Source organism: Photobacterium sp. OFAV2-7, from assembly GCF_022347985.1.
Taxonomy (GTDB): Bacteria; Pseudomonadota; Gammaproteobacteria; order Enterobacterales; family Vibrionaceae; genus Photobacterium.
In genome coordinates this window covers 1-6,690 of sequence record NZ_JAKRFQ010000208.1, presented here as the reverse complement: position 1 = coordinate 6,690, position 6,690 = coordinate 1, and the positions used below count along the sequence as shown (strand labels likewise).

General features: G+C 49.6%; 6 protein-coding genes. 1 reads left to right on the top strand and 5 read right to left on the bottom strand.

The genetic code is table 11. The features are described 5' to 3' along the window. The 5 genes from MHN01_RS12395 to MHN01_RS12375 form a co-directional block, all read right to left on the bottom strand. A partial coding sequence (locus MHN01_RS12395; protein ID WP_239411632.1) for a sugar nucleotide-binding protein occupies positions 1 to 390 on the bottom strand: 390 nt, incomplete at its 3' end. Between the two features lie 5 nt (positions 391 to 395). Then, on the bottom strand, positions 396 to 1,271 hold the full coding sequence (locus tag MHN01_RS12390) for a [formate-C-acetyltransferase]-activating enzyme (protein ID WP_239411631.1): 876 nt from the start codon (positions 1,269 to 1,271) through the stop codon (positions 396 to 398). Between the two features lie 7 nt (positions 1,272 to 1,278). Further along, complete coding sequence (locus tag MHN01_RS12385; protein ID WP_239411630.1) at positions 1,279 to 3,588, bottom strand: formate C-acetyltransferase; 2,310 nt, start codon at positions 3,586 to 3,588, stop codon at positions 1,279 to 1,281. A 118-nt stretch (positions 3,589 to 3,706) separates the two neighbouring features. Next, positions 3,707 to 4,024, bottom strand: a complete 318-nt coding sequence (locus tag MHN01_RS12380; protein WP_128784777.1) for a PTS fructose-like transporter subunit IIB — start codon at positions 4,022 to 4,024, stop codon at positions 3,707 to 3,709. 93 nt (positions 4,025 to 4,117) lie between these two features. Beyond that, a complete protein-coding gene (locus tag MHN01_RS12375; RefSeq protein WP_239411629.1) occupies positions 4,118 to 5,188 on the bottom strand; it encodes a PTS fructose transporter subunit EIIC in 1,071 nt (356 codons plus the stop codon). Between the two features lie 379 nt (positions 5,189 to 5,567). Here MHN01_RS12375 and MHN01_RS12370 point away from each other — a divergent pair. Then, a partial coding sequence (locus MHN01_RS12370) for an HPr family phosphocarrier protein (RefSeq protein WP_239411628.1) occupies positions 5,568 to 6,690 on the top strand: 1,123 nt, incomplete at its 3' end.

Genomic DNA, 6,690 nt, shown 5'->3' with positions numbered 1-6,690 from the left:
GTTTTGTCCGTAAACAGTATCCGGCACCGGGGTATCAGTTTCGCTATAAGGGCCCGGCTCTTTATTGCCATTGAAGACTTGTTCGGTACTAATGAAAACAAGTTTGCTCCCGTATTGGCGGCATGCCTCGGCAACATTTACCGCCCCGTCAATATTAACCTTGCGGGCGATATCCGGATGCTTGTTACAAAAGTCCGTCACTGCAATTGCAGCGGCATGAATAACGTAATCCGGCTGTATTTCCGCAAAGGTCGCCATGACTTGCTCTTTATCAGTAATGTCGAGCTGCTCAACGTCCGTGGCATAAATATCGAACTGATGCTGGTATGCCTTAATAAAGCGAGTGCCAAAAAAGCCATTGGCCCCGGTTAATAGAATTTTCTTTCTCATTAGATTCATCCTCCAATAGTGACTCGATAACCTGCGGCTTCAACATGGCGGCGAATCGCATCAATATCACTCGATGTCGGCACCTGCACATCTTTCAACAAGTAGTTCATCTTCAGACTGGTGTATTTATTTGCTCCGTACTGGTGAAAAGGCAACAGGTGGATCTCCTCGATATCAAACGGCTGCAAAAAGCGCAGCACTTTATCAACATTAATCAGGTCCAGGGTATAACCCGGGATTAGCGGAAGACGCGGGATAACAGTGATCCCGGCTTCAACCAGCAATGTGAAATTTTTAAGCACCGTGGGCAAATCGATTCCGGTGACAGTCTTCGCCCGCTCAGGATCCATAATCTTGAAGTCAAAAAGCACTTCATCACACAGCTTACCGAGAGCCAGCAACTGTCTGGCATTGCCCTGCCCGGTTGTTTCAACGGCTACGGGGTAGTTCAGCCCTTTAAGCCGCTTTGCCAGTTCAATCGCAAACGGCGCCTGGGCCATCACTTCGCCACCGGATAGCGTCACCCCGCCACCGGAAGTACGGTAAAACACGCTGTCTTTCTCGATTTCGGCAATGATTTCGTCATACGACATCTCTTTGCCGACCCGTTCAAGCGCACCACTGGGGCACTCATCAATGCTCTCCCCGCTATCAAGCACACACTCTTCACACTGAATGCATTTCGCCTCTCGCTTAATCACCTGCTGTTTAGGGGAACGTGACTCAGGGTTGGCGCACCACGGGCAGCTCAGCGGACAGCCTTTAAAGAACACAACCGTCCGGATCCCCAGGCCATCATTGAGCGAATAGCGCTGAATGTTGAACACCCTGCCCATTCGCTCATTAGGCTGTTGGAGAACATCCGAATGAGGCGACATCATCTGAGTCCTACAGTTCATGGGCTGTACGGCGGATAATGTCGTCCTGTATTTCCCGGGACAACTCAACAAAGAAAGCACTATAGCCAGCAACCCTCACCACCAAGCCCGCATAGTCTTCAGGCTTTTCCTGGGCTTTCTTGAGCGTCTCGGCATTTAGCACGTTAAACTGGATATGCTGCAGCTTCAGCTTCATAAACGCGTGCAGGAAGTCACAGAGTTTGCTGATCCCTTGTTCGCCTTCAAGCGTGCTAGGCGTAAACTTGGCATTCAGAAGACTACCGTTAGACAGTAGGTAGTTATCCAGCTTACTGACCGTTTTCAGGACTGCCGTCGGGCCTACCTGGTCCTGCCCCAGCATCGGTGACAACCCGCCATCAGCCAGCTGCTCTTTGGCAAGACGACCATCCGGCGTCGCACCTACGACCTCTCCCAAAGGAACATGCGCCGACACTGTGTATGAACCCGGAGTAAACTTGCCGCCACGCGGATTATCGTATTGCTCCACCTCTTTGCAGAACAGGCGCAACAGGTCGGCACTGATCATGTCCACTTCATCAATGTCGTTGCCGTACTTTTCGTAACGGTTGATAAGACGCGCCCTTACCTTGCTGCCACCTTCATTCTCGAAGTTACTGTTGAGCATCTCGATAAAGTCTGCATAGCCCATCCGCTGCTCTTCAAAGACAAACTTTTTCAACGCATGGAGCGAATCTGACAGGTTAGCAATACCAATTCCCTGCACGCCCGAGAAGTTATAGCGGCTACCGCCTTCGGTTATATCTTTGCCATTGTCGATGCAGTCGTTAATGAACGACGAAAGAAGTGGTACCGGCGCCCAGTCACGATGACCGATATCGCAGATATTCGAACCGTCGACCATCAGTTTGACGTAATGACGAATGTCCTCGCGGATCTCAGCGATCAGGCTGTCATAACTGACATCAAGGTTATGCTGATTGCGTTTGAGCGCCAGCTCCATCACTTTCAGCAAGTTAAACATAGCGATATCATGCAGGCCGTATGTCTTGCCCGGTATCGACAGCTCGACGCATCCGACAACAGAGTAGTCCCGGGCATCCTCAAGCGACACACCGCGGTTGAGGAAGGCCGGAACAACCACCTCATCATTGAAGATCTGCGGGATCCCGGTACCCAGGCGGATAGTCTCCGCTGTTTTTTGCAGAAACTTCCTGTCAATTAGCTCATTGACCCTTACCCCGAGGTTAGGTTGCGGCAACTGGATACTCTGGTAGGCATCAAGACAAAGTGTCGACAGTTCATTGACGGCGCTGTGTCCCGTTTCATTCAGGCCACCCAGCAAAATGGTATAACCGGTCGGAAATCCGGCAAAAAACTTGGCGCTGTTGGTCGAGCGCAACAGCACAATGTCATTGGTCTTAACCCACAGGCTCTCGAGCAACTCCTGCAGCGACGCCTGCGTTTCCCCTGCCGCCAATGACGCGCAGTAATAAGGAAGCATATACTGGTCGAAGCGGCCCAGCGACAGCGAACTGGCATTGGATTCATATTGCAGAATAATGTTCATATACCAGAACAACTGGCACGCTTCATAGAAATTATCCGGCGGCGCAATGGCTATTTTTTGCGAGATTCTGGCAATGTTATTCAGCTCGGCGGCTCGCTGAGACTTACCTTCGCGTACACAGCGCTCGGCCATTTCATGCGCCAGCTGTTCATAGCGGCAAATATGCCGGGTGCTGGCCTCGAGTAGTATCTGCACGGCCTTATAAAAATGGTTATCAGGGTGTTGCTCTGCCAGAGAAGTCATTTCACCAACCAGAGCGCCGAGACCATTGTTCAGCAAACGATCATAGTCAACAATGATATGTCCCTGTCCTTTGTCGGTCTGGTTAACCGAAAAGACCTTCTGACTGGTTGCCTCTCTGATGTCGTCCGGGAACTGACTATTAATGAAATCCTTCATCGAACGCTGCGACCAATATGGCAACAACGTCTCGCGGTAGATCTGCTTGTCTTGATCGGAGATGACAAACTTGTCCTGCGGCCGTGAATGGAAGCTATCGAGCTCTTTGTCGATCCAGTATGGGTCCATCTCCGGCGATACAATGCCTGCACGGGGTTTGACGGTGCGGTTACCGGCAATCAGTTCATCATCCCGGATTGCGATCTCAACATTATCCATGACATAGGCTGTTGCCTTGGCACGGCGAATAATGGTGGGCTGCCCTTCTGTCTGCTGATAACTTTCTGTGTATAGCAACGCCCTTTCCAGAGATATCTCACGCGGGGCGGCGAATAAGTTGCTTTTCAGACGGTTTATACGTTCTGTCGTCATGGTTGTTCACTCTCCTGCAGGTTGAGCCACTGCTCGTGGAGGAAATAAAAGCAGGGAGATTCTCCCTGCTTAATTCATTCTTCTCTACTGAATGTCATTGTGGGAAGTTGGCGGTCACTTATTGTTTATTGAAGAACGCTTCGACTTTCGCCATTACCGCATCAGCACGTTTAACAGCGTCGCTAACACCAATTCGGACCACTGTTTTGCCTTCAAAACGATCTTCGTTCTTAATACCGATATCTTTAGTCAGAATGACCAGGTCAGCGGCCTGAATATCAGCGGCCGTCAGCTCGTTTTCGATACCGATAGAACCCTGAGTTTCAACCTTGCACTCCCACCCTTTACCTTTAGCCGACTGGGAAATGGATTCAGCAGCCATATAGGTATGAGCTACACCAGATGGACACGCGGTTACTGCAATAATCTTTTTCATCTTAATCACCAATTCTTTAATACAAATACTTATTCAATTGTTCAGTCAGCCAAGACACATCACTTCATTTCCGATACTGTCTTGGCCCATCAATTAGTTGATTTCGAAATCAATATCGATATCGTCTTCTGTCTCTTCTACTTTTTCCTGAGGGCGGCGTGCTTTAAGAAAGTTGACCAGCAATGCAGTCACCACGGAACCTACAGCAAGTGCGATGACGAAGCTAAATCGTCCCTCGACAACCGGCAGTACAATCAGACCACCCCAGGCTGCATAGCTTTTGACCCCCAGAATCGCGGCAGTCACGGCACCGGCAGCAGTACCAATCATGATGGAAGGAATAACACGTAGCGGATCGGCGGCGGCAAATGGAATCGCACCTTCGGTGATCCCCATTGTGCCCATTAGGATAGAAGCACGGCCCGCCTCTTGTTCGTTGGCGTCATACAGTTTTTTGCCGATGAATGTTGCCAGCCCCATACCGATAGACGGAACCGCAACCGCAACCGAACTGATACCGGCCACGTCATATAGCCCCTCGCCGACACAAAGAATAACGAACGCATAGGCCACTTTGTTTACCGGACCGCCCATATCAAAGGCAATCATCATCCCCATGATGGTGGCAAGAACAACAATGCTTGAGCCCTGCATGCCTTTAAGGAAATCAGTCAATGAAGCCGTTAACGCACCAATTGGTTCACCGATCCCCCAGACAATCGCCCCTGCAGTAATGAAGGTACCGACGATAGGAATCACAAAGATAGGCATCACCGAGCGGGCAAACGCGGGCACTTTTATCTTCTTCAGGTAAAAGACAACAATACCGCCTAGCAAGCCTGCAAAGATGGCCCCGAAGAAGCCGGTGTTATACATGTTGGCACCGATAAAAGCGGCGATAGCAGATGGTGCCAGTGCGGAACGGTCGGCAATCGAGAAACCGATGTACGCAGCCAGAATAGGTACCATTAACTGAAAACCGGCGACACCAATAAAGAACAAATCGTGCAGCCAGGTGCCTTCTTCAGGTACCGCTCCTTCACCGTAAATCATGACCGATGCCGCCAGCAGGATACCGCCAGCAACAACAAAAGGGATCATATGAGAAACACCTGTCATTAAGTGTTGCCGGGTGTTTTTTAATATTGTTATTAAATCTTTCATTGCCTCTTCTCCGTTGAGAGCTTTCGTTTCGCTATTAACTATGGAGCAGAGTCAGAGAGGCTGGGAGTAGAAAAAAAAGCACTAAACTGGATTATTGTTAGATCGCAACCAAGCTGTGATCTAGCGCACCCAGTTAACGCTTTACTTAACCAAAACAAACCCAAGCCATTGAAAAACAAAATCTTTATTCTTATTTCTTTGTTTTTACCTCAAAAATAAAAGCTTGTTCAAGTTCATAGAAACGAGCGAATATTACAATAATCCAGTAGATGTGATTATTTTCCCATAGTCGCCACTAGCAACTCGGCATATTGTCATTACATAAATCAAAAACGGGTTGTTACTCGAATAAGCAGCAACTCAATGAAAGGTACTGACGATGACACAAACACTCACTTTTACTTGTGAACTGCCAAACGGTGTTCATGCCCGACCAGCCAGCCATGTCGAGCAGTTGTGCAATACTTTTGTTGCCGATATCAAATGGGAAAATACCCGAACAGGCAATATCGCCAATGCCAAAAGCGTTCTGTCGTTAATCGGCACTGATACTCTGCAGGGAGATGAGTGCATTATCACGGTCTCTGGCGAAGATGAAGCGCAGGCAATAGAGAAAATTACCCACTTCATCAAAACTGAATTCCCCCACTGCGACGAAGCACTGGAAACAACAGAAGAAACGGGTGACTTTGCCCCGCTTCCCCGCAATCTAAGCAACCTGAACCCAGCAATTGTACGTGGCCACTCGGTAAGCTCAGGACAGGGCCGCGGCAAGCTGATCCAGGCTGGCGGCATCAACTTCGACAAATTTACCACTCTGCCGGCCTCAAAAGGGATCGACGAAGAGCAAAGCGCCTTGGGCAATGGTCTGGAGCAACTACGTAATGCATTAGTGCTTCAGCAAAGAGCTGACAATGGTACGGCCGTGGCAGTCATTGATGCCCACCTTTCCATCCTGCGTGACGAAGAGTTCAGCGCCAAACTGCTGAGCGGCATCTCCGAGGGAAACAGTGCTGCCGAAGCCATTATCGCAACAGCCAAACATTACGGTAAGCAGTTGCAGCAATCATCCAGTGCCTATCTTCGTGAGCGCGAACTTGATATCCGCGATGTCTGCTTCCAGCTACTCCAGATGATTTACGGATCGAGCCAGTTTAGTTGCGATAACTCACTGACAGATCCAAGTATCTGCCTGGCCGATGATCTCACGCCAAGTCAATTTCTTGAGCTGGACAAATCTTTGCTCAAAGGTCTGGTATTAACCCACGGCGGCAGCACGTCCCATACCGTGATTCTGGCTCGCTCTTTCAATATCCCGACCCTGGTCGGTATAGAAGAAAGTGCCCTGAGTCCTTTTGTTAATCAGGAAGTACTCATCGACTGCAAACAGGGTGTTGTGATCACCACAATTACCCCTGAGCTGGAGCGTTATTACCAGGAAGAGCAGCGGGTCAATGATATTTTGGATGCCCGCCATGCCGAGTACCGCAACCAGCCGGGCC